Below are 23,537 nucleotides of genomic sequence, written 5' to 3'. Positions count from 1 at the left end.
TCAAGCTCAGAAGAGCGACGCTCCACCGCTTCCTTGGCGGAAGGCGGCGGAGCGGGCGGTGGGTATCACTCGCCGTACGGAACCCAGATGTTCTTGACCTGGGTAGCGCGGCGCAGGAACTCGCGGCCCTGCGCCGAGGGTTCGGCCCAGCGGCGCGGAATGCCCTGGTTGGCCCAGACCGGCTTCAGATTGCCGGACGAGGCCTTCTCGACCATGGCGCTGCCGGCCTTCGAGCCGAAATACCAGAGCGCGGCGACGTCGTCGTGCTCGGCCAGCGTCTTGGCGAGAACGTCGCGCTCGCCGGTGACGATGTTGACCACGCCGGCCGGAACATCCGACGTATCAAGGACTTGATAGAAATCCGTCGCCGCCAGCGGATGGCTGGAGGAGGGGACGACGACGACGCGGTTGCCCATCGCGATCGCCGGCATCACCAGCGACACGAAGCCGAGCAGCGGCGCCTCGTCCGGGCAGAGAATGCCCATCGTGCCGAACGGTTCGTTCATGGCGAGCGTGACGTGGCGCGACTTGGTCGCATGCACCGCGCCGTCGAACTTGTCGGCCTGCGCCGCGTACCAGAACGTCCGCCGGATCGAAACCGCGACCTCTTCCGCCGCCGCCTTGGCCGAAGCGCCGGTCATCGCGACGATCCGCGCCTCGAACTCCTTTGTCCGCGAGGAGAGGTTTTCGGCAACATAATAAAGGACTTGCGCGCGGTTGTGCGCCGTCGCGCCGCCCCAGGATCCGGCCTTGCCGGCCGCCTCGACGGCGTTGCGGATGTCCTTGCGGTTGCCGAGGCCGGCCTGGCTGATCGGCTGGCCCTTCGGGCCGAGCACCGTGTAGGAATAGCCGGAATCCGGCCGCGACTGCTTGCCGCCGACATAGAGCTTCGCGGTCCGGTCGATCGACGGCAGGCCGGAAATTTCTTCGTCCGCGACCGGCAGCGCCGACAGCTTGCCAGCGATTTTATCGTCCGCCTTCAAGGGCTTGTCGCTCGCGGGCTTCAGATATTCGGCCATGCCCTCGCGCCCGCCCTCGCGACCAAAGCCGCTCTCGCGATAGCCGCCGAAGCCGGCGGCGGCGTCGAACATGTTGGTGCCGTTGATCCAGACGACGCCGGCCTTCAGCTTGGCGGCGACGTCGAGCGACAGGTTGATGTTCTCGGACCAGACCGAGGCGGCCAGGCCGTAGCGGCTGTTGTTGGCGAGCGCCACCGCCTCGTCCGGGGTGCGGAAGGTCATGCCGGCGAGCACCGGCCCGAAGATCTCGACCTCGGCGATGGTCGACGCCGGCGCGACATTGGTGAAGAGCGACGGCGGGAAGAAGCAGCCCTTCTTTGGTAACCCTTCGTTAACCTGGAAGAGCGTCGCGCCCTCGGCTTCGCCCTTCGCGACGAGCTCGCGGATGCGCTTCAGCTGGACCGGGTCGACGATGGCGCCCATGTCGACCGACTTGTCGAGCGGATCGCCGACGCGGAGGTTGCTCATGCGGGCGCGCAGCTTGGCGTAGACGGCTTCGGCGACGCCCTCCTGCACGAGGAGCCGCGAGCCGGCGCAGCAGACCTGGCCCTGGTTGAACCAGATCGCGTCGACCACGCCCTCGACCGCGCCGTCGATGTCGGCGTCCTCGAAGACGATGAAGGGCGACTTGCCGCCGAGCTCGAGCGAGAGCTTCTTGCCAGTGCCCGCGGTCTTCTCGCGGATGATGCGGCCGACCTCGGTCGAGCCGGTGAAGGCGATCTTGTCGACGTCTGCGTGCTCGACGATGGCGTTGCCGGTGACGCCGTCGCCGGTGACGATGTTGACGACGCCGGCCGGCAGGCCGACCTCGCGGCAGATCTCGGCGAAGGCGAGCGCCGTCAGCGGCGTGTATTCCGCCGGCTTCAGCACGACCGTGTTGCCGGCGGCGAGCGCCGGCGCGATCTTCCAGGCCAGCATCAGCAGCGGGAAGTTCCACGGGATGATCTGGCCGCAGACGCCGACCGGCCCCTCGCCGGGGAACTCGCTCTCGATCAGTTCGGCCCAGCCGGCATGATGGTAGAAATGGCGGGCGACGAGCGGAATGTCGATGTCGCGTGTTTCGCGGATCGGCTTGCCGTTGTCCATCGTCTCCAGCACGGAGAGGAATCGCTCGCGCTTCTGGATGTGGCGGGCGATGGCGTAGAGATAGACGGCGCGGTCATGGCCGGAGAGCGCCGACCACGATTTGAACGCCTTGCGCGCCGCCTTCACCGCCTTGTCGACGTCGGCGGCGCTGCCCTCCGCGACCCGCGCCAGCAGGCCTTCGGTCGCCGGGTTGAACACGTCGAAGCGGCCGCCTTCCGACGGCGCGACGAACTTGCCGTCGATGAAGTGATTCAAGCCGTCCTTGTGGCCGTCGAGCCAGGCGGTGATTTGATCGTTCGCCTCGGGGGCGGGGCCGTAGTCCATGCTGACCAGGATGTCCTTGACGAGTGCCATGTTCGGTCCCCTCAGGCGAGCGCGTGACGGATGGTGGAGGAATAGCGTCCGGTGACGTAGTGCTCGATCTGCCGCTCGATGTCGGCCAGCAGCGAGCTGGCGCCGATGCGGAAGAGGTCGGGCTCGAGCCAGCGATTGCCGAGCTCTTCCTTCATCAGGATCAGCCAGGCCATGGCGTCCTTGGCGGTGCGAAGGCCGCCGGCCGGCTTGAAGCCGATCTTGAAGCCGGTCGCCGCCTCGTAGTCGCGGATGGCGCGGCACATGACGAGGCTGACCGGCAGCGTCGCGTTGACGTCTTCCTTGCCGGTCGAGGTCTTGATGAAGTCGGCGCCGGCCTGCATGGCGACCATCGACGCCTTGTAGACGTTGCGCAGCGTCTTCAGGTCGCCGGTGGCGAGGATCGCCTTCAGATGCGCCTCGCCGCAGGCTTCGCGCATCGCCGCGACCTCGTCATAGAGCGCCTGCCAGTCGGAATTCAGCACATGCGCGCGGGTGATGACGATGTCGATCTCGTGCGCGCCCTCGCCGACGGCGTAGTGGATCTCTTCCAGCCGCTGCTTGAGCGGCGTCAGGCCGGCCGGGAAGCCGGTGGCGACCGAGGCGACGGGAATGCCGGAACCCGCGAGTGCCTTGACCGCCGGGGCGACCATGGTCGGATAGACGCAGACGGCGCCGACGACAGGCGGATCGCCGGCAAGCCCCAGCGCCTCGACCAGGTCGTCGCGGAACGGCCGCCGCGCCTTCATGCAGAGCCGGTGCACGCGGCCGGGCGTGTCGTCGCCGGCGAGCGTCGTCAGGTCCATCAGCGTCACCGCCTTCACCAGCCAGGCGGCCTGGTATTCCTTCTTCACCGTGCGCCGCGTCGTCAGTGTACTCGCGCGGCGCTCGGCGGCGGAGGTGTTGACCTGCGCGCCCTCGAACCAGTCGGTCCGGAGCGGCGTGCCGTCATTGCGCGTCAGGGCATTGGAGAGCGGCGGAGCCTTGGTGGAGCCGTCAGCCGGCATGGGTCTTCTCCCGGGCTTCGGAAAGGGCGAGTTCGGATAGAGCAAATAGGGCGGTCGCCTCGTCGGTGACGAGGACGTTGACGTAACGGGCCTTGAGCGCCGCGAGGACGACGGCGTGCTTGGACTTGCCGGCGGCGACGCCGATCGCATGCGTCTTGTCGCGCAGCTTTTCCGGCGCGAGGCCGATCGTGCGGGCGTCGAGCGCCGGATCGGCGATCTTGCCTTCCGCGTCGATGAAGCGGCCGAGCAGGTCGCCCACCGCGTGTTTTTCGGCGAGGCCGTCGACGTCGCGGTCGGTCAGGTAGCCGGATTCGATATGGACGGAGCCCGCCATGCCGCCGAGGCCGAAGCAGGCGACGGGCGCCTCCTCGGCGAGCGCCAGCACGTCGGCGATGACCGGGTCGGCTTCGAGCACCTCGCGTGTCTCGGCGCGGCCGACGATCGCCGGCACGGGCAGCAGCGTCGCCGTGCCGTTGCCGCTTTCGGCGAAGCGCTCGGCGACGGTGTTGGTGGCGAGCCGCGCCGATCTCGAATTGGTCGCGCCGTTCATCAGGACGATCCGAACGCCGTCGTTCCAGCCGGGCGGCAGCCAGTGCGCGACCGCCGCCATGGTCCGGCCCCAGGATACGCCGATCAGGCCGGGACGGGGGCTCAGCGTGGCGAGATATTGCCCGGCCGCCTGGGCGACCGCGTCCTGGGCCACGGCGCCGTCGCCGATCGCCGGCACGACGATCGCCTCGCGCAGCGAGAAGGCGGTCTGCAGGCGGGCTTCGAGCGCCGGCAGGCGCTGGGCGCGCGGCACGATGGCGATGCGGACGATGCCGCTCTCGCGCGCATCGCGCAGCAGCCGCGCGACCTGCCAGCGGGTCAGGCCGAGCTCGGTCGCGATCTCGCCCTGCGTCCGCTCGAGGTCGTAATAGAGCTTCGCGACCTGCACCATCAGGTGCTCGCGCTGCTCGTCACTCGCCGTGCGGATCGGGCTGGGGCTCGCCATGATTTCACATATGTGATTGACGATCACTTATGTGAAATGAAATAGGCTGTCGTTTCGGCAGAGTCAATGCGCGGGATGGGCCCGCGCGTCCCTTCACTATTCTCCGAGGGGACTTGGGCGGAGCACCGCCCTCATCATGCTGAGGGCCCGAAGGGGCGTCTCGAAGCACGCACGGCGTCTGTGCAGCTGACGGCTACTCCGAGACGGTGCGTCCTTCGAGGCCCGAGCTGCGCTCGGACACCTCAGGATGATGGAACGCGAGCGCTGCGTGATGGCTGGGCAGGATGGTACAAAGGTCGCATGAGCCGGTGTCGGGAAGTCTCCCTCCGGCCTTTGCCCCACGCTCGCCGTCATCCGGCTCCGAGCCGGGATCCATCCAGCTGAGGTATCGGGAGGTTCACCGGCGAAGGGCGCGGTTGCATGGATCGCCGCCTTCGCGCGGGTGGCGGAGGAGGGTGGCACGGTCCCGGTGGAGAACTGGGGGCGACAAGTCTCCCGTAAAGCGGAGAAGGGCGGCCGGTGGCCGCCCTCCGATCTCACGCCCGCGCGGCGGCGCCGTCGACGATCGTCTGGAAGTAGAGGTCGAGGAAGCGCTTTCCGTCGACATCCGTGCAGATGGTGTGATCCGGCAGGCCGTCCCAGACGCCGGGCGGGAAGGAGCGGGTCGACGGCTTCTGGATGGTCTGGCCGATGGCGATGCCTTCGGTCACCACCTTGATCGGGCCGGTTCGGGTGGTGAACAGGCTCGGGTCGAGCAGATAGGCGACAGCCGAGGAATCGTGCACGAAGATGCCGTCGATGCCGGTGGCGGCGCGGTAGAAATCCTCGTAGACGCGCGAGATGTCCCAGCAGAACTGGCCCGCCTTGCCGGCCTTCTCGCGCAGTTCCTGCATGTAGGCGGTGGACATCACGCATTCCTGCGTGACGTCGAGGCCGACCACGACGATCGGCCAGCTGGCCGCGAACATCTCGTCGGCGGCGTGCGGGTCGCCGATGATGTTGGCCTCGGCGACGGGCGTGACATTGCCGGAATGGCCGGAATAGCCGAAGGCGCCGCCCATGATGACGATCTCTTTGACCAGGTCGGCGATGCCGGGGTCCTCGCGCAGCGCCAATGCCAGATTGGTCATCCGGCCGACGGCGACGATGGTGATCTCGCCGGGATGCTTGCGCACCATGTCGATGATGAAGCGATGCGCCGGGAGCTCGTGCTCGGTGACCGAGAGCGTCTCCGGAATCGGCACGTCGCCGAGGCCGTTATGGCCGTGGATGTGGTGGGGCGGCTCGTCGGCGAGCTCGAGCACCAGCGGGCGGTCGGCGCCGCGCGCCACCGGGGCCTGGATCCCGAAATACTGCTTCAGGAACAGGGCGTTGCGCGTCGTCGTCTCGATCGAGGCGTTGCCGAGCACGGTGGTAATGCCGACGAGGTCGATCGCCGGCGCATATTCGAGGAAGAGCAGCGCCATCGCGTCGTCGATGCCGGGATCGGTATCGTAGATGACCTTGATGGGGCCTGGGCTGGAAGCGGTCTTGGGCATTCTCTGTCCTGATGATGGGTCTCAAATCCGGTCGGCACAGGATCCAGCATATCGCCATGGCCGAACAGGGGCCGAGTGGTCGCTCCGGCGCTTTATTCGGTCCGCGCGGGCTTTCTCCAATTTGATCGCCGGGATCGCGTGATTTGATCAACTCGATCAATATTGCCCATACGGCAATCCGGCCTTGAATGCCGGAAAGCCTTGCCGATAATGGCTGTCAGCAAGGGAATTGTGATCAATATGATCAAATCGAAGCGCGAAGACCGGATCATCGAGATCCTCGCCCAGGCGGGCGAGGAGGTCTCCGTGCTGGAGATCGCGCAGCGCATCGGCCGCGTCTCCAGCGTGACGATTCGCCGGGACATCGTCCGCCTGGCGGAAGAGGGGCGGATTGAGCGCACCCATGGCGGCGCGCTGCTCCCGGTCGCTGGCGCCGACAAGGCCGAGGCCCCGGCGCCGCGTGAAAACGCGCTGCAGGACGAGGTCGAGGGCGTCGACGCCATCGTGCTGCCGCCGATCGGAGGGCGTGGCGCCGACACGCTCCGGATGCTGGCGAAGCGCCGGCGCATCCCCTTCCTCGCCGAATCCTCGCCGCAGGAAGGCGGCGTCTATCTCGGTCCCGACAATTTCACCGCCGGGCGCGAGCTCGGCCGCGCCGCGGGGCGGATGCTGTCGGGTGGGATCGCCGAGGCGCGCGTCCTGCTCGTCTCGCTGGAGAACCTGCCCAACACGCGCGCCCGCTGCGACGGCTTCATCAAGGGTTTCGGCGAGACGTTCCGGGGTACGGTGCGGCCGTGGCGGGTCGACGGCCAGGGCAGCTTCCGCATCGCGCTCAGGGCCAGCCTCGATGCCTTCGCCGCCTATCCGGACATCAACGTGATCTTCGGCGTCAACGACCATTCGGTGCTGGCGGCGATCGAGGCCTCCGACAAGGCCGGCGCCGACGCGGTCCGCGCGTTCTCCGTCGGCGGCGAGGGCGCGGCCCTGTTCGACGCCCTGGCCTCGCGCGGAAAGCTGAAGGCGACCGCGGCGCTCTTTCCCGAGATCGTCGGCATCCGCGCCGTCGAGACGCTGGCCGCGGCGCTGCATGGCAGCGCGATGCCGGACGAGATCCGCACGCCGCATGTCGTCGTCACGCCGGAGACGCTCGACCGCTACTACCTCAAGTCTGGAAATGGCTGGGTGCTGGCGCCGGAAGCCGAGGCGGCGATCCTCGGCGCCGCCGAGCGTCCGGCTTTCGTCCGCTCCGTCGGTCCGCGTCGCGCCATCGGCTTCGTGCCGCATTATCCGGCGCATGACTGGTACCGCAACATGGCGCGCGCCATGCGCGAGCGGGCCGAGGCGCTCGGCTTCGAGCTGAAGATCGCGGCGCCGCAATCCGGCATCGCCCGCGAGATCGCCGCGATCCGGCGGCTGATCGCGAAGAGCGCGGCGCGCCTGGTGCGTGCCGGCGACACCATCCTGATCAATGGCGGCACGCTCTCGACGCTGCTCGCCGACGAGCTGACCGGGCGCAGCGGCATCACCATCGTCACCAACGCCGTCGACGTCATGGAGCGGCTTTCCGGCCGGCCCGGGCTGAAGCTGATCATGACCAGCGGCGAATACCAGGCAAAGGATCGCTGCCTCGTCGGGCCGAGCCTCGGCGCGCTGTTCGAGACGATGCGGGTCGACCGCGCCTTTCTCTCGGTCGACGGCATCTCGCCGCATTTCGGGCCCTCCGCCACCGACGAGCGGCTGGCGCTCGCCGCCAAGCGCTTCGTCGACGCCTCGCGCGAGGTGGTGGTGATGGCCGACCATTCGCTGGTCGGCGTCGAAGCCAGTCACCGCATCGCCGGCCTCGGCGCCGTCGACGACCTGATCACGGATTCCGCCTCGCTGCCGGCGGATCGGCTCGCCTTCGCCTCGCTCGGCATGCGCATCACGCTCGCCGACGAAGAGCCGGAAGAGGGGGTGGCGACCCGGAGTGACCGGCCGGTCGGGAACCGGAAGACAGCCTAGCCTGCCGGGCGGATTGCCCGGGCAATTTTGTTGAGAAACTGGGAGGGAACCATCATGAGGAAACTGCTTCTCGCCGCGACGATGCTGGCGGGCCTGACGCCCGCGGCCATCGCGCAGGAGACCATCACGCTCAAGTTCTGGGACAACCAGCAGACCGAATCCGGCCTGAGCCAGTACCAGCAGGAGGCGGTCAAGCGCTTCGAGGCCGAGAATCCCGGCATCAAGATCGAAGTCACGACCATCCCCTATCCGGAGTTCCAGCAGCGCCTGCTGACCGCCGTGCAGGGCGGCAACGCGCCCGACGTCTCGACCGTCGACCAGATCTGGCAGGGCGCCTTCGCCGAGGCCGGCGCGATCGCCGATCTCGACGAGCAGGCCAAGGCCGCCGGCATCTCGCCCGAGACCTTCTTCAAGGGTGCCTGGGATTCGGCCAACTACAGCGGCAAGCTCTACGGCATCCCGTTCAACGTCGACGTCTGGCAGTTCTCGTTCCTGAACAAGGCGCTGTTCAAGGAAGCCGGCATCGACCCGGCCTCGATCGCCACCTGGGAAGGCCTGAAGGCGGCGGCCGAGAAGCTGACCGACCCGGCCAAGGGCAAGTATGGCGTCGGCCTGTTCGGCCACAAGGGCGAAGATACCGTCGTCGTCATGGACTCCTTCATCTTCTCGAATGGCGGCAAGGTTCTCGACGCGGACGGCAAGTGCGCGCTGACCAGCAAGGAATCGGTCGAGGCGCTCGCCTATCTGCAGTCGCTGGTGCCGTTCGCGCCGAAGGGCATCCTGAACGCCTCGTCGGGCGACATGCGCGAACTGTTCCTGAACGGCTCGCTCGGCGTCGAGTTCTGGCCGGCGCTGGAGCAGCCGACGCTGCAGAAGTCGAAGATCGACTGGGACTTCGAGAACGGCACGGCCCCCGCCGGCAAGACCCCGGTCGGCACCTATGGCGGCTGGAACCTCGTCGTCTACAAGTCGTCGCCGCATCAGGAAGCGGCCTGGAAGTTCATCCAGTTCCTGACCAAGGAAGACGTCAACGGCGCGGTCGTCGATCTGGTGCCGGCCAACGTCAAGGCGGCCAAGACCTTCCTCGAGGCGAACCGCAAGGGCGCCGACAAGATCATGACGCACCTCCAGAACGCGCAGCCGCGTCCGCTCTCGGCCCGCTATCTCGAGGTTTCCGACATCGAGGTGACGCTGGCGCAGGACATCTATTCCGGCGCCAACCCGGCCGAGGCCGCGCAGAAGGCCTGCGCCGCCATCGACGGGCTGAACTGAGGTTCCCCCTCCCGGTCCTCTCCCGTCCGCGGGAGGGGGCCGGGCAGGGGAGCTCCGCCGCGCCATCCCCGCCTTGGCGGGGATCCATCCGGGCCTGTTTCAGGCCGCCTGGATCCCGGGTTCCTGCCCGGGACGGCGCCCGCTCCGCGTCCGCTGCCCAAAAACGAGAAGAACCGAAACTCATGCTGAAACGCGATCGCTGGCTCACCTGGATCTTCGTGACGCCGGCCGTCCTGCTGGTCGCGGTGCTGATGTACTACCCGATGATCGGCACGGTCATCGAGAGCCTCTACTCGACCTCCTTCATCAATCCGACGCCGAAATTCGTCGGCCTCGCCGTCTACCAGAAGATTTTTGGTAGCGCCGATTTCGCGCAGATCGTCCGGAATTCCATTGTCTGGACGGTCGCCGTCGTGGTGCTGCAGAACGTGTTCGGCTTCCTCTGCGCGCTGCTCCTGAACCAGAAACTGCCCGGCCAGGGCCTGATGCGCTCGCTGGTGCTGCTGCCCTGGGTGCTGCCCGGCGTCGTCGCCGCCATCCTGTGGCGCTTCATGTACGACCCGCAGCTCGGGCTCATCAATTCCTTCCTGATTTCCGCCGGCTTCGGCGATCAGGGCCTCGCCTGGTTGGCCGACAGTTCGACCGCCATGGCCGCCGCCGTCATCGCCGCCGTCTGGAAGGGCTTTCCGTTCTCGACCGTCGTCTTCCTCGCGGCGCTGCAGAACGTCGAAGCCGAGCAGATCGAGGCCGCCAAGATGGACGGCGCCAGCGCGACGCGCCGGCTCTGGCACGTCGTGCTGCCGTCGATGAAGGAAGTGATCGCCATCAATTTCATCCTGACCACCATCCTGACCTTCAATTATTTCGACATGATCTGGGTACTGACCCGCGGCGGGCCGCAGAATTCGACGCACATCTTCCCGACCAAGATCTACGAGCTCGGCTTCGGCCAGTTCCGCTTCGGCGAGGCGGCCGGCTATGGCGTCGTCTCGATCGTCGTGCTGGCGCTCCTGATCACGCTCTACTTCCTCACCCAGCGCGGAAGCCGGAGGGCTGCGGCATGACCCCGTCCAGGACTCACCGCCTGCTGCTGCTCCTGCTGCAGCTCGGCCTCTGTGTCGTCATCCTGCTGCCGTTCTTCTGGATGGTCTCGGTGTCGCTGAAGCCGGCGGCCGAACCCTTCGCCATCCCCGCCCGGCTCTGGCCGGAAAACCCGACCTTCGAGAACTACCTGACGGCGTTCCGGCCGGAGTTCCGCACCTATTTCCTGAACTCGGTCGTCGTCTCGCTCTCGACTGTCGTGATCACGGTGACGCTGGCGCTCTTCGCCGCCTATTCGTTCACCCGGACCCAGATGCGGCTCCTGTCGATCCTGATGGTGCTCGTCATCGTGGCGCAGATGTTCCCGGCCAGCGCCATCATCATCCCGATCTACAAGATGATGAAGGCGGCGGATCTGCTGAACACCTACACCTCGCTGATCCTCGCCTATGTGACCGTGACGCTGCCGGTGGCGATCTGGATGCTGCGCGGCTTCCTCGCCCGGCTGCCGGTGGCGCTGGAGGAGGCGGCGGCGATCGACGGCGCCGGCCCGTTCAAGATCTTCTTCCTGATCATCCTGCCGCTCTGCAAGCCGGGCATCGTCGCCACCGCCGTGTTCGTGCTGATCGTCACCTGGCAGGAATTCCTGTTCGCGCTGTCCTTCACCTCGACCAAGGAGATGCGGACGCTGCCGGTCGGCATGAACGATTTCATCGGCCAGTACGGCATCCGCTATGGCGAGCTGATGGCGAGTTCGGTGCTGATCTCGGTCCCCGTCATCGCGATCTTCTTCCTCCTGCAGCGCCAGTTCGTGGCCGGCCTCACCGCCGGCGCCGTGAAAGGCTGATCCCGATGTCCGAACCTTTGGTTCTTCGCGATGAACTCGAACCCGGTATCGTCCGGCTCACCTTCAACCGGCCCGACAAGCTGAACGCGCTGTCGACGCCGCTGATGCGCGAGTTCGAGGCGCATCTCGACGCGATCGCCGTCGACCCGGCCGTGCGCGTGGTCATCCTGGCCGGCGCGGGCGAGAAGGCCTTCGTCGCTGGCGCCGACATCGCCGAATATCGCGGCAACCGTCGGGCCGAGTTCATCGCCTACCAATTGGAAAGCCGGCGTATTTTCGACAAGCTCGAGGCGCTTTCGAAGCCGACCATCGCGGCGATCCGTGGCTATGCGCTCGGCGGCGGCTTCGAGATCGCGCTCTGCTGCGACGTCATCCTCTGCGCGACGAGCGCCCGCCTCGGCCTGCCGGAAGGGCTGCTCGGCCTGTCGCCCGGCGGCGGCGGCACGCAGCGCCTGACCCGCGCCGTCGGCCGGATCATCGCCTCGGACGTGATGCTGGCGGCGCGCCGCATCACCGGCGAGCGCGCCTTCCAGCTTGGCCTCGCGGCCGAATGCGTCGCCGACGAGGCGCTGGTGGAAACGGTGCTCGGCCGCGCCCGCGCCATGCTCAAGGTGGCGCCGCTGGCGCAGGCCGAGATGAAGCGGCTGATCCGGCAGGGGCCCGACGCGGCGCTGCCGGTGGCGCAGGGCTTCGAGCAGGAAGTGCTGTTCCGCCTCTACGGCACGGCCGACGGCCAGGAGGGCATCGACGCCTTCCTCGACAAACGTGATCCGGTCTTCAAGGGAATATGACCATGCGTGGAACCGAACTTTCCGGACGGGTGGCCGTCGTCACCGGCGGCGCCATGGGCATCGGCCGCGCCTCCGCCGAGGCGCTGGCGCGGGAAGGGGCCGCCGTGGTGGTGGCCGACATCGACGAAGAAGCGGGCTCGGCAACCGCGGCGGGCCTCCGGGCCTCCGGCGCCGAGGCGATCTTCGTGCGCACCGACGTCGCCGTGATGGCCGACATGCAGGCGATGGCGGCGGCGGCGGTCGAGGCCTTCGGCGGCATCGACATCCTCGTCAACAACGCCGCGCGGGCGATCGGCGGCGTCGTCGACGAGATCGACGAGGAGAGCTGGAACACCGTCATCACCACCAATCTCTCCAGCGTCTGGCGCGGCATGCGCGTCTGCGTCCCCGAGATGCGCAAGCGCGGCAAGGGCGCCGTCGTCAACATGTCGTCGGTGCAGTCGCTCGCCGGCTTCAAGGGCTGGGCCGCCTATGCGGCGGCGAAGGGCGGCATCAACGCGCTGACCCAGCAGGCGGCGATCGACCTCGCCCCGCACGGCATCCGCGTCAACGCGGTGGCGCCCGGCACGATCATGACGCCGTTGAACGAGAAGATCTTCGCCACCCATCCCGACCCGCAGGGGCTGATCGCCAGCTGGAACAACGCCCATCCGCTCGGTCGCTTTGGAGAAGCGCCGGAAGTTGGCGAAGCGGTCTTGTTCCTGGCCAGCGATCGGGCTTCCTTCATCACGGGAGAGATCCTGCGCGTCGACGGAGGCCTCGTCGTTCGGGGCGAGTGACGCGCAACCGACATCACGGGAAGGAAGCGGAATGAGCGACGGGAATTTCCATACCATCGAGGCGAAGGGCGTCCGCGCGACGCTCGACCTGCGCGGCGGTCATGTCCGCGTCTTCGCGGTCACGCGGGACGGCCGCGCGGTCGAGCCGCTGCACACGGCGCCCTGGATCGACGACAAGGCGATCGTCGAGGACGAATCGATCGACGCCAATCTCCGCTTCCTTTCCGGCGACTTCTTCTGCGCGCCGTTCTCGACCAGTGACATCGAGGTGACGACGCTGCATGGCTGGCCGGCCAATTCGCCCTGGAAGCTCGTCGACGTGACGGCGCTTCCCGAGGGCGGCCAGACGGCGCGCTACGAGCTGGTGAAGCGCGTGCAGGGCGCCCGCCTCGTCAAGGAATTCACCGTCCGCGACGGCCATCCGTTCCTCTATGAGCGGCACGTCTTCATCGGCGGCGAGGGCGACATCCCCGTCGCCAACCACGCCATGACCCGCTTCGACGGCGGCGGCCGGCTCTCCTTCTCGCCGAAGCGCTACGGCACGACGCCGGCGACCGCGATCGAATCCGATCCCTCGCAGGGCCGCTCGCTGCTCGCCTATCCGGCGCGCTTCACCGATTTGACCAAGGCGCCGCGCGCCGACGGCACCACGGCGGATCTCACCACCTATCCGTTCGGCTCGAAGCACGAGGATTTCCTGTCGCTGGTCGAGGAGCCGTCGAACCCGCTCGGCTGGGCGGCTGCGGTCCGGCCGGACAAGCGCGACATCTTCCTGTCGCTGAAGAGCCCGGCCGATTACCCGATCACCATGATGTGGTTCTCGAATGGCGGCCGCGACTATCAGCCGTGGAACGGCCGCCACATCGGCGTGCTCGGCCTCGAGGAGGGCCGCACCTATGGCGGCCATGGCCACAAGGCGTCGATCGCGCCGAACCCGTGGCAGGAGGAGGGCATTCCGACCTTCCTGAGCCTCGATCCGGCCGGCGAGGTCGATGTCCGCAACGTCCTCGGCGGCCTCGCGCTGCCCGAGGGCTGGACGCGGGTCGCCTCGATCGAGGCGCGCGGCTCCGAGCTCGTCCTGACCGACGAGGGCGGCGCCAGCCTGGCGGTGCCCTATGACGCGGCGTTCCTGACGCGGGGCGCATGATGGCGGGCGCGGCGATGCATCACGGCTTCACCACGGGCGGGCCGACCCTCCTGCCGGCGGAGCGGGCCACCGTCCTGTTCGACGGCATCTTCTCGTCGCCGCGCCTGCAGCACCCCGAGGGGGTCGCGGTCGGTCCGGACGGCTGGGTCTGGGCCGGCAGCGAGAACGGCCAGATCCTGCGCATCGCGCCGGACGGGTCCGAGATCGAGGAGGTCGCCTCGACGGGCGGTTTCCTGCTCGGCCTCGCCTTCGACGGCGACCGGGCGCTGTTCGCCTGCGATTCCCGCTATTCCGCGGTGTTCCGCCTCGACCTCGCCGACCGGTCGCTGGCGCGTTTCACCGCGCCCGGCATCGAGGTGCCGAACTACGCGGTCGTCGATCGGGCGCGCGGCCGGCTCTATGTTTCCGACACGCGCGGACCGAGCGATCCCGGCCCGTCGATCTGGTCGTATGACCTCGAGACCGGTGCCGGCGAAGTCTGGCATGGCGGTCCCTTCGACTTCGCCAATGGCATGGCGCTTTCGCCGGAAGGCGACGCGCTCCTCCTCTGCGAGACCTTCGCCCGCCGGATCACCCGCATCGCGTTTCGCGCGGATGGCTCGGCCGGCGCGGCGACGACCTATTCGGATGACCTGCCAGGCCTGCCGGACGGCCTCGCCTTCGACGATGCCGGCGCGCTGTTCGTCGGCTGCTACGAGCCGTCGCGCGTGCTCCGGATTCCGGCCGGCGGAGGCGCCGCCGAGATCTATATCGAGGACGCGACCGCGCATGTGCTCGCCCATCCGACCAATATCGCCTTCGACGGCGCCGCGCTCTACACGGCCAATCTCGGCCGCTGGCACGTGACGAAGATCGACACCGACACCTCCGCCACGCCGCTCTGGCGCCGTTCGGCGGACAAGACCGACTAACCAGCCCCGGCCGTCCGCGAGGCGGGCGCGCCGACAAGACGAGTGTGAGGAACCGACCATGACCGCCGCCAAGGCCCTTCAGGACGTTACCGTCCTCGATCTGAGCCATCTTCTGCAGGGCCCCTTCGCCACCCAGCTGCTCGCGGACATGGGCGCGAACGTGATCAAGGTCGAGCGGCCGGGGCAGGGCGACCTGTTCCGCACGCTCACCTTCAACAATCGCTGGGTCGGTGGCACGGAGAGCCCCAACTTCCTCGCCTGGAACCGCAACAAGCGCTCGCTGGCGCTCGACCTGAAGGCGCCCGAGGCGAAGGAGATCCTCTACAGGATCGCCGAGACGGCCGATGTCGTGGTGCAGAATTTCCGCCCCGGCGTGCTGGAGCGGCTCGGCTTCGGCTATGCCGATTTCGCCAAGATCAACCCGCGCATCATCTACTGCTCCGGCTCCGGCTATGGCGAGAGCGGTCCGTATCTGTCGCGGCCCGGCCAGGACATGCTGATCCAGGGGCTCACCGGCATCGCGGCGGCGACCGGCCGCGGCGACGGCCCGCCGGTGCCGGTCGGTTCCGGCTTCTCCGACCAGATCGGCGCCATGAACATGGTCTATGGCATCCTCTCGGCGCTCTACTGGCGCGAGCGCTCCGGCGAGGGCCAGGAGATCAAGGTCGACCTGCTCTCGGCCATGCTGGCGCATCAGGGCCAGGAAATGCTGATGGCGATGAACTTCCAGCAGGACTTCGTGCGTCCGAAATCCGGCATCGGCCATCCCGGCATGGATGCGCCGTTCGGCGTCTATCCGACCTCGGACGGCTGGGTGACGGTGGCGATGAGCCCGTTCAAGCGCTTCGTCGGCGTGCTCGGCGACGACAGCCTGCTCGTCTATGACAACCCGAAGGACCTGTTCGACAAGCGCGACGAGATCTGGGAGAAGCTCGCCGCGCTGACCAAGGCCTGGACGACGGCGGACCTGATGCAGGCGATGCTCGCCGTCGACATCTGGTGCGGCGAGGTGAAGACGCACCTGCAGGCCGAGCAGGACCCGCAGGTGAAGCATATCGGCGCGATCACCAGCTACGAGCACCCGACGGCCGGCACGGTCAAGGTGGTGGCGCCGGCCGTGAAGATGTCGAAGACGCCGTCCGAGATCGAGCGCCCGGCGCCGCGCATCGGCGAGCATTCGCGCGAGATCCTCGAAGAGTTCGGTTTCGACGCCGCGACGGTCGACGGCTTCATCGCCAGGGGATCGGTCGCCGAGGTGAAGTAGGCACTTTCCAGCGGCTCTGCGGAACCCGGCCCCAACATCCTGAGGAGGCTTGCGTAGCAAGCCGTCTCGAAGGATGCACGGCCTTCGAGACGGCGTCGCATTCCCGTTGTGCGTCCTTCGAGATGCCCCTTCGGGGCTCCTCAGGATGTGGGCGGCGGTGCATTGCAGAGCAGAAGGAAAAAGCCCCGCCCGGTGTTCCGGGCGGGGCTTTTGCTTGGCGTGGCGGTCCTACTTCAGCGCGCCGGCGGTAAGGCCGCTGACGATCTTGCGCTGCAGCAGCATGAAGACCAGCACGATCGGCGTCACGTAGATCACGGCATAGGTCATGATGCCGTTCCAGTCCGTCGTGTTCGGGCCCATGAAGTTCATCAGGCCGACGGTGGCGGTCTGCAGCTCCTCCTGCGAGATCATCGTGCGCGAATAGACGTACTCGCCGAAGGATTGCAGGAAGATCAGCACCGAGGTGACGAGGATGCCGTTGCGGGCGAGCGGCACGATGATGCGGAAGAAGGCGGCGATGCGCGAGGCGCCGTCGACGCGGGCGGCCTCCTCGAGCTCCTTCGGGATCTGCATGAACGAGGTGCGGCAGAGCACGATGTAGAGCGGCAGCACCTTGGCCGTCTGGGCGAGCACGACCGCGAAGCGCGGCGTGGTGATCAGGCCGATCTGGTTGAACAGCACGAAGATCGGCGTCGCCATCAGCGACGGCGGCAGCACCTGCATCATCAGGATCAGGAACAGGACGATGTCCATCCAGACGTTGCGGACGCGGGCGAGCGCGTAAGCGCAGCCGGTGCCGAAGAAGGCGGCCAGCGCCGTGGTGCCCGTCGCGATCAGCAGCGAGTTCCACAGATAGGTGTCCATCTTCTTCTCGACGAACACCTTGGCGAAGTTGAACTGCGGGTCGTCCGGCCAGAACTTCGGCGGATAGGTGAAGGTCTCCGACGACGGCTTGAAGGCGGTCAGATACATCCAGTAGAGCGGGAACAGGTAGATCGCCAGGAAGCACAGCGCGATGGCGAGGAGGACGTAGCGTTTCATGGGTCTCTCTCCTCAGGCCTGATGCTCTTGGCGCGTCGAGCGCACATACAGGAAGGCGACGACGATGACGAAGCCGAGCATCAGCACCGAGACGGCGCTGCCGGTGGCGATGTCGTAGTTCTGGAACGAGAGCTGCCAGGACCAGTATTGCGCGACGTTCGAGGAATTGGCCGGGCCGCCCTGGGTCAGCGAGGCGAACAGGTCGAACTGCTGCAGCGTGAAGATGATGCCGAGCGAGAGGACGGCGCCGATGGTCGAGCGCATCATCGGCAGCGTCATGTAGAAGAAGCGCTTCCACGCGCCCGCGCCGTCGAGTGCCGCCGCCTCGTACATGTCTTTCGGGATGCCGGCGAGGCCGACCGAGAGCAGGATCATGTTGAACGGGATGCCGAGCCAGATGTTGGCGAGGACGACCGAATAGAGCGACAGCGCCGGCGTCGACAGCCAGAAGATCTTCTCGTTGATCAGGCCGGACGAGATCAGGAGGTAGTTCAGCACGCCGAAGTCACCGGCGAAGATCCACTTCCAGATCGCGCCGGCGACCAGCGCCGGGATGATCCAGGCCGCCAGGAACAGGCCGCGCAGATAGCTCGCGCCGACGAAATCCTGCTGGAAGAACAGCGCCAGGCCGAAGCCGATGGCGAGCTGGAAGGTGATGCAGAGGGCCACGAACACCGTGGTGTTCCACATGATCGGCCAGAAATCGGGATTGCTGAACAGGGTCTGGTAGTTGGCGAGGCCGACGAAGGGCCGGATCAGCGAGGCGAGACTGAACATGTCCACCTCCTGGAACGACATCGCGATGTTGTAGATCAGCGGGAAGGCCGAGAAGACGAACAGATAGGCCAGTGCCAGAAGGGCCAGCACGCCGTCGAAACCGCGGCCGTCGCGCACGCTGCGCAGAAGAGCTGACATCGGCTTGCTCCCAGAAGGACGAAATGGGGTGGAACGGGGGGACGTCGCCTGCCGCCGGTCGAGGCGATCGCGGGCGCAGGAAGGGAAGGGCCGGAGGCCCGGGAGATCGGTCCCGCGGCCTCCGGCCCCGCTGTCGGGTCGACTACTTCTTGATGACCGCGTCGATCTTCGCCTGGGCCTCGGTCAGGGCCGTCTTGGCGTCGGTCTTGTGCGTCAGCGCCTGCTGGATCGCGGTCGAGATCGGCGTCGAGATCTTGGCCCAGTCCGGCGAGGGACCGCGGGCGCGGGCGTTCTGCATCGATTCGACGAAGATCGCGTAGGCGGCCGGCCACTTCGGGTCCTTCACCTCGACCGGATAGGACGGCACGAAGCCGAACTCGTTCCAGACGCGCGGCATCTGCGAGTAGAGGTATTCGAGGAACATGAACGCCTCCTTCGGATGCTGGGTCTTCGCGAAGATGGCGTTGTTGCCCTCGCCGAGCGCGGAGGCCGGCTTGTCGCCGAGGTTCCAGACCGGCAGCGTGGCGACGCGGAAGTCGAACTTGGCGTCCTTCGACATGCGCGGCAGTTCCCACGGGCCGGAGATGCCCATGGCGGCGTTCTGCGCGTTGAAGGTGGCCATCGAATCATACTGGCCGCGGATCAGCGTGTCGGGCGAGGCGATCTTCTCGTCGATGATCTTCTGCCAGAGCTCGAGCGCCTTCACGGCGCCGTCGGCGGCGATGTTGTCATAGTCCGCGCCGGCCGACTGGGCCCAGGGCAGGAACTGGAACGTGCCCTCTTCGTTGCCGTTCGCCGAGAAGGCGAGGCCGTAGACGTTCTTGGCCGGATCCGTCAGCTTCTTGGCGGTCTCGTAGAGCTCCTGCCAGGTCTGCGGCGGCTTGTCCGGATCGAGGCCGGCGGCCTTGAACATGTCGGCGTTGTAGTAGAGCGCGAGCGTGTTGGAGCCGCGCGGCAGGCCGTAGATCTTGCCGTCCCAGGTGATGGTCGAGAGCGGGCCGGGATAGATCTTCGAGGTGTCGACGATCTTCGATTCCGCCAGGTACGGCGTGATGTCGAGCAGCGCGCCCTTCGACGACAGGAACTGCATGTTCGGATTGTCGACATAGCCGATGTCCGGCGTCGTGCCGGTGGCGACGGCGCGCATCATGTCGTTCGCCCAGTCGGCGAACTCGACGCGCTTGATGTTGATCTTGATGTCCGGATGCAGCTTCTGGAACTCGTCCGCCATCACATAGACGTAGCCGGGATCGGCCTGGCGATCGATCGTCCATACATTGAGCTCGACCGGCTCCGCCGAAGCGGCGGCGGTCATGGCCAGGGCGCCGGCAGCGCCCAGCAGAATGGTCTTTGCAAACTTCGCCATCGTTTCCTCCTTGGTGGCGAGCAATCGAACCCACGCTCCTCCTGCGTGGCGGGGCAGGGCCCCGGCAGTCCCGCCGGAAACCGGCGGGGGCAGTTCTCTACGGCCGGGCGAGGGATCAGGCCGGGTTCGGGATGAAGGCCATGCCGCCGCGGGCTTCCTTCAGATAGTTCAAGGACTTGACCTGGCCGGTCATCTCCAGCTCGTTGCGATAGACCGGGTCATGCCAACCCTCGATGTCGATGCAGCCCTTGTAGCCGGCCAGGCGCAACTCGCTGATGACACGGGTCCAGTCGCTGTCGCCAAAGCCGGGCGAGCGCATCTGCACGAAGGGATGCTTGCCGAACACGCCGCTCTCGCGGATGACGTCCCAGCGGATGGTCGCGTCCTTGCCGTGGACGTGGAAGATCTTCGGCGCCCATTTGCGAATCTGCGGGATCGGGTCGATCAGATAGACCATCTGATGGCACGGCTCCCATTCGAGGCCGATGTTCTCGTCCGGCGTCTCGTTGAACATCAGCTCCCAGGCGTCGGGATTGTGGGCGATGTTCCAGTCGCCGGTCGCCCAGTTGCCGTCCATGGCGCAGTTCTCGAAGGCGAGGCGGACGCCCTTGTCGGCGGCGCGCTTGGCGAGCTCGCTCCACACCTGCTTGTAGCGCGGCAGGCTCTCCTCGATCGACTTGCCGCGGATGCGGCCGGTGAAGCCGGCGATCGTCTTGGCGCCGAAGAGGTGGGCGTTGTCGATCAGCGTCTTCCAGCCTTCGAGCGTCTGCTGGTCGATGTCGGTGGTCTCGAGCGGGTTGCCGAACATGCCGAGCGTGTCGATCTTGACGTCGGCGTCGCCGATCGCCTCCTTCAGCTCGGCCGCCAGCTTCGGAATGTCCTTGCCGCCGAGGGTCTGCCAGAAGAACGGCTCGATCGATTCGAAGCCGAGCGGCAGGATCTGGCGCACATAGGCGGCCGGGTCGGGGAGATTCCCCTTGATCATCGTGCCGATGCGGATGTCGAGGACGGGATTGGTGGTCACGGCGTCTTTCCTTCAGATCGAAATTTCGATGCGGCGTCCGGTCTCGGCGCTCTCGATCGCGCCGAACACCATGGCGAGGCTCTTGATGTTCTGGTGGCCGACGGTCTCGGGCTCCGGCCCGCCGCGCGTCGCGGCGATGAAGTCCTGCATGACTCCGAGGTGGCCACCCGTCCGGTCGGACGTTCCGAGGGGAGGAATCCCGGTGGCGGCCACCTCGGAGAAGAGGCCGTTGACCGCTTGGCCGGCGATCTCGGCGCGAATGTCCTGGTGCCCGTCCCAGACGAGCGTGCCCTTGGTGCCGACGATGCGCCAGGCCGATTCCCAGCTCGTCATCAGCCCGTCGGCGCACCAGCTGCCGCGATAGTTGAAGATCACGCCGTCGCCGAGCTCGAAGATCGCCGCGGCCGAGGAGCCCTGCTTGTACCAGGAGTTTTTCGGGTTCCATTCGCGGCAATAGACGGCTTCCGGCGCCGTGCCCGACATGAAGCGGGCGGCGTCGAAGGTGTGGATCGCCATGTCGAGCAGCAGCACATGGTCCATCTGCTCGCGGAACCCGCCGAAATGCGGGGCGAGGAAGAAGTCGCAATGAACCGAGGTGACGTCGCCGATCGCGCCTTGTTCGATGGCGCGGCGGATGCGGCGCACGCCCTCGAGATAGCGGCGGTTCTGTACCACGACATGCAGCTTGCCGGCGGCCTTGGCGCGCTCGATCAGGTCGCGCGCCTGGTCGAGCGTCTCGGCCATCGGCTTTTCGGACAGCACATGGCAGCCGGCGGCGAGCGCGGTCGAGACGATGTGATGGCGGGCGGCGGGAATGACGACGTCGAAGACGATGTCGGGCTTCGCCTCGGCGATCAGATCCTCGATCGAGGTAGCGATGACGATGTCGGTCAGGCCGAACTCGGCGGCGCGAGCGCGCGCGGCGTCGGGGTTGATGTCGGCGAGGCCGACGATTTCGAGACCTTCGATGGTCTTGGCGGCTTCGAGCCAGGCACGGCTCATCGCTCCGCAACCGATCAAGACGGCGCGCTGCATTCCAATGCTCCTCCCACGGCCCATTTTCCTCATTTCGTTGCGCCGCAAACGTTTACGGTGCGGCGCAACAAGGCCGTAAACGTTTACGATGACATCGTATTGAGGTACGCTTGTCAAGATGCGGAATATGACGACGCCAAGCGCGCTTGCGTGAACTGATATGCCAGTGGCGTCGAAAATGATGTACGCAAGGCTGCCGGAAGGCGGTCTGAGGGGGAGACGGATCTGTGAGCATCAAGGCGCTGGCGCAGCAGCTGAACATCTCGATCGGCACGGTATCGCGGGCCCTGAACGGCCGTGCCGACGTCAATCCGGAGACGCGCAAGCGCGTGCTCGCCGCCGCCGAGGCGATGGGCTATGTCGCGAACCAGTCCGGCCGCAGCCTGCGCCAGGGCACGACCAATGTCATCGGCTTCACCATCGAGACCAACGTCGAGACCAAGACGCAGGGCGACACCTTCTTCATGAGCGTGTTCGACGGCGTGCAGACCGTCTTCGCCCGCCACAAGCTCGATCTCGTCGTGCTGCCCTGCGCCTCCGAGGACGACCCGTTCGACCACGTCCGCCGCGTCGTCTCGCGCCAGTTTGCCGACGGGCTGATCCTCTCGGCAACGCAGCGCACCGATCCGCGCATCGATTTCCTGATCGAGCGCGGCATCCCCTTCGTGACGTTGGGGCGCAGCCTGTCGGGCGGCGAGCATTCCTGGATCGACATGGACTTCGAGGGCATCGCGGCGCGGTCCGTGGCCCGGCTCGTCGCCGGCGGCCATCGCCGCATCGCGCTCGCCAACACCGAGCGCGGCATCAATCTGAGCTACATCTTCGAGGAGTCCTACCGGGCCGCGCTGGCGAGCCACGGCATCGCCTACGACCCCGACATCGTCATCCGCGGCGAGATCACCGAGCTCGGCGGCTACCGCGTCTGCGATCGGCTGCTGGCGCTGCCCGAGCCGCCGACCGCCGTCGTGCTGGTCAACGAGAACCTTGCGATCGGCTTCTATCGCCGCCTGCTCGACGCGGGCCTGACGCCCGGCCGCGACATGGCGATCATCGGGCTGCGGCAGAGCCCACAGGCGCGTTTCCTGTCGCCGGCGCTGACCTGCTACCGGCTGTCGTTGCATGATGTCGGCGTCGAGCTGGCGCAATCGCTGCTCGCCACCATGCCGGCCTATAAGGACCAGTATCCGCTCGGCGTCGTGCAGAAAATCTGGCCGATGGAGCTGGTGCCGGGCGAGAGTGACCCGCCGCTCGGCGCGGGCTGAGGCAGGAAAGCGCGCCGGGGCGCGCCTTCCCGTCGATCCGGGAACGTCCGGCTACCAGCAGGTATAGCCGCCATCGGCCGAGACGATCGAGCCGGTCATCAGGCTGGCGGCGTCGCTGGCGAGGAAGTGCACCACCGAGGCGATCTCGTCGGTCTCGCCCATGCGGCCCATCGGGGTGCCGCCGAGCCAGGCCTCGGCCATATCCGGGTTTTCCTTGAGGACGTTGGCGGCCAGCGGGGTGTTGATGTAGGTCGGCGCGACGGCGTTGACGCGGACCCCGCGAGACCCCCATTCGGCCGCCAGCGACTTGGTCAGGTGGTGCACGCCGGCCTTCGAGGCGTTGTAGGACGCCTGCTCCTGCGGCTTGTTGACGATCAGGCCGGACATCGAGCCGATGTTGACGATCGAGCCGCGGCCCGCCTTCAGCATGTGGTTGCCGAAGGCGCGGCAGCACCAGTAGGTGCCGTTCAAATTGACGTCGATGACATTGAGCCAGAGTTCGTCGGCGACGGTCTCGGCCGGGACCATGCTGCGGGCGATGCCGGCATTGTTGACGAGGATGTCAATCCTGCCGTGCTTGGCGACGACCTCGTCGGCGACCTGGTTCACCCGCGCCGAATCGGTCACGTCCATCACGACGACTTCGACGTCATGGCCCCTGGCCTTCAGGCTGGCCTGGCCGGCCTTGGCGACGGCCTCGTCGCGGTCGGCGATGATCACCGTGGCGCCGGCCTCGGCCAGCGCCTCGACGGTGGCGAGGCCGATCGACTGGCCGCCGCCGGTGACCAGCGCGACCCTGCCGTCGAGGCGGAGCTTCTCGAGATACATGCTTGTTTCCTCCAGGAT

20 protein-coding genes are annotated in these 23,537 nt (G+C 67.1%); 10 read left to right on the top strand and 10 right to left on the bottom strand.

What is annotated here, in order from left to right; translation table 11 throughout:
* Positions 1–65 precede the first annotated feature (65 nt).
* The 4 genes from G539_RS0120945 to G539_RS0120930 form a co-directional block, all read right to left on the bottom strand.
* Positions 66–2,459 carry an aldehyde dehydrogenase family protein gene (locus G539_RS0120945; protein WP_029076942.1) on the bottom strand — a complete coding sequence of 798 codons (2,394 nt, stop codon included), beginning with the start codon at positions 2,457–2,459 and terminating at the stop codon, positions 66–68.
* A gap of 11 nt (positions 2,460–2,470) precedes the next feature.
* The gene (deoC, locus tag G539_RS0120940) at positions 2,471–3,463 is read right to left on the bottom strand and encodes a deoxyribose-phosphate aldolase (RefSeq protein ID WP_029076941.1); all 993 of its coding nucleotides are present in this window, start codon (positions 3,461–3,463) and stop codon (positions 2,471–2,473) included.
* Entirely contained in the window at positions 3,453–4,457 is a 1,005-nt protein-coding gene (locus G539_RS25680) for a sugar-binding transcriptional regulator (RefSeq protein ID WP_035832211.1), read from the bottom strand. The genes deoC and G539_RS25680 overlap by 11 nt, the downstream gene beginning before the upstream one ends.
* Positions 4,458–4,993: 536 nt before the next feature.
* The gene (locus G539_RS0120930) at positions 4,994–5,995 is read right to left on the bottom strand and encodes a nucleoside hydrolase (protein WP_035832208.1); all 1,002 of its coding nucleotides are present in this window, start codon (positions 5,993–5,995) and stop codon (positions 4,994–4,996) included.
* 240 nt (positions 5,996–6,235) lie between these two features.
* Between G539_RS0120930 and G539_RS0120925 the strand changes: the two genes are divergently transcribed.
* From G539_RS0120925 to G539_RS0120885, 9 genes are all read left to right on the top strand, one after another.
* The gene (locus G539_RS0120925) at positions 6,236–7,996 is read left to right on the top strand and encodes a substrate-binding domain-containing protein (protein ID WP_169516678.1); all 1,761 of its coding nucleotides are present in this window, start codon (positions 6,236–6,238) and stop codon (positions 7,994–7,996) included.
* 54 nt (positions 7,997–8,050) lie between these two features.
* A complete protein-coding gene (locus G539_RS0120920) occupies positions 8,051–9,268 on the top strand; it encodes an ABC transporter substrate-binding protein (RefSeq protein WP_029076938.1) in 1,218 nt (405 codons plus the stop codon).
* A 182-nt stretch (positions 9,269–9,450) separates the two neighbouring features.
* On the top strand, positions 9,451–10,332 hold the full coding sequence (locus tag G539_RS0120915; RefSeq protein ID WP_029076937.1) for a carbohydrate ABC transporter permease: 882 nt from the start codon (positions 9,451–9,453) through the stop codon (positions 10,330–10,332).
* Positions 10,329–11,156 carry a carbohydrate ABC transporter permease gene (locus G539_RS0120910; RefSeq protein WP_029076936.1) on the top strand — a complete coding sequence of 276 codons (828 nt, stop codon included), beginning with the start codon at positions 10,329–10,331 and terminating at the stop codon, positions 11,154–11,156. Before G539_RS0120915 ends, G539_RS0120910 begins: the two co-directional genes overlap by 4 nt.
* A gap of 5 nt (positions 11,157–11,161) precedes the next feature.
* Positions 11,162–11,947: an enoyl-CoA hydratase/isomerase family protein gene (locus G539_RS0120905; protein WP_029076935.1), complete on the top strand. Its 786-nt coding sequence runs from the start codon at positions 11,162–11,164 to the stop codon at positions 11,945–11,947.
* 2 nt (positions 11,948–11,949) lie between these two features.
* On the top strand, positions 11,950–12,726 hold the full coding sequence (locus G539_RS0120900) for an SDR family NAD(P)-dependent oxidoreductase (protein WP_029076934.1): 777 nt from the start codon (positions 11,950–11,952) through the stop codon (positions 12,724–12,726).
* Between the two features lie 31 nt (positions 12,727–12,757).
* Positions 12,758–13,873 (top strand): hypothetical protein, encoded by a 1,116-nt coding sequence (locus G539_RS0120895; RefSeq protein ID WP_029076933.1) that lies wholly within the window; start codon positions 12,758–12,760, stop codon positions 13,871–13,873.
* Positions 13,870–14,784, top strand: coding sequence for an SMP-30/gluconolactonase/LRE family protein (locus G539_RS0120890; protein WP_245576933.1), 915 nt, complete (start codon positions 13,870–13,872; stop codon positions 14,782–14,784). The genes G539_RS0120895 and G539_RS0120890 overlap by 4 nt, the downstream gene beginning before the upstream one ends.
* Positions 14,785–14,842: 58 nt before the next feature.
* Positions 14,843–16,048, top strand: coding sequence for a CaiB/BaiF CoA transferase family protein (locus G539_RS0120885; protein WP_029076931.1), 1,206 nt, complete (start codon positions 14,843–14,845; stop codon positions 16,046–16,048).
* 228 nt (positions 16,049–16,276) lie between these two features.
* Here the strand turns inward: G539_RS0120885 and G539_RS0120880 are convergent, their stop codons facing one another.
* From G539_RS0120880 to G539_RS0120860, 5 genes are all read right to left on the bottom strand, one after another.
* Positions 16,277–17,089, bottom strand: coding sequence for a carbohydrate ABC transporter permease (locus tag G539_RS0120880; protein ID WP_029076930.1), 813 nt, complete (start codon positions 17,087–17,089; stop codon positions 16,277–16,279).
* A gap of 12 nt (positions 17,090–17,101) precedes the next feature.
* Positions 17,102–18,004, bottom strand: coding sequence for a carbohydrate ABC transporter permease (locus tag G539_RS0120875; protein WP_029076929.1), 903 nt, complete (start codon positions 18,002–18,004; stop codon positions 17,102–17,104).
* 142 nt (positions 18,005–18,146) lie between these two features.
* Positions 18,147–19,370 (bottom strand): ABC transporter substrate-binding protein, encoded by a 1,224-nt coding sequence (locus G539_RS0120870; RefSeq protein ID WP_051231964.1) that lies wholly within the window; start codon positions 19,368–19,370, stop codon positions 18,147–18,149.
* Between the two features lie 115 nt (positions 19,371–19,485).
* Positions 19,486–20,394 (bottom strand): sugar phosphate isomerase/epimerase family protein, encoded by a 909-nt coding sequence (locus G539_RS0120865; protein ID WP_029076927.1) that lies wholly within the window; start codon positions 20,392–20,394, stop codon positions 19,486–19,488.
* A gap of 12 nt (positions 20,395–20,406) precedes the next feature.
* Positions 20,407–21,429, bottom strand: a complete 1,023-nt coding sequence (locus tag G539_RS0120860; protein ID WP_029076926.1) for a Gfo/Idh/MocA family protein — start codon at positions 21,427–21,429, stop codon at positions 20,407–20,409.
* A 227-nt stretch (positions 21,430–21,656) separates the two neighbouring features.
* On the opposite strand from G539_RS0120860, the gene G539_RS0120855 reads away from it, so the two are divergent.
* On the top strand, positions 21,657–22,691 hold the full coding sequence (locus G539_RS0120855; protein WP_029076925.1) for a LacI family DNA-binding transcriptional regulator: 1,035 nt from the start codon (positions 21,657–21,659) through the stop codon (positions 22,689–22,691).
* Positions 22,692–22,742: 51 nt separating this feature from the next.
* On the opposite strand, the gene G539_RS0120850 is transcribed toward G539_RS0120855, so the two are convergent.
* Positions 22,743–23,519, bottom strand: a complete 777-nt coding sequence (locus G539_RS0120850) for an SDR family NAD(P)-dependent oxidoreductase (protein ID WP_029076924.1) — start codon at positions 23,517–23,519, stop codon at positions 22,743–22,745.
* Positions 23,520–23,537: the final 18 nt, after the last annotated feature.

Origin of the sequence: Kaistia adipata DSM 17808 (assembly GCF_000423225.1) — a bacterium.
GTDB lineage: Bacteria > Pseudomonadota > Alphaproteobacteria > Rhizobiales > Kaistiaceae > Kaistia > Kaistia adipata.
Note: the sequence above shows the minus strand (reverse complement) of the source record. Positions and strands in the feature narration are given on the sequence as shown.